This is a genomic window from Cobetia sp. SIMBA_158, assembly GCF_046566945.1.
GTDB lineage: Bacteria > Pseudomonadota > Gammaproteobacteria > Pseudomonadales > Halomonadaceae > Cobetia > Cobetia amphilecti.
Window position 1 is genome coordinate 1 of record NZ_JAWJYL010001044.1, and the last position, 238, is coordinate 238.

A 238-nucleotide genomic window follows, 5' to 3' on the forward strand; every position below is an offset into this window, starting at 1 on the left:
AGTTTTGAATAAAATACGGGGCGTTCTGGGCGCGGCCCAATCAGTGACATATCCCCTACTAACACATTCCACAGCTGCGGTAATTCATCTAGCCGTGTTTTACGAATAAACCTACCCACTGGCGTTATTCTAGGATCGTCCTTTGATGCCCATACTGCACCGCTTTTTACTTCAGCATCGACAACCATAGATCGAAATTTAAGCACATTAAACAGTGCAACAAAACTGTCGCTGCTCT

General features: G+C 45.0%; 1 protein-coding gene. It reads right to left on the reverse strand.

Going from position 1 to position 238, the window contains the following annotated elements; translation table 11 throughout:
* Positions 1–238 (reverse strand): sugar transferase (locus tag R2R70_RS22990; RefSeq protein WP_410979345.1); only part of this gene is annotated, 238 nt, incomplete at both ends.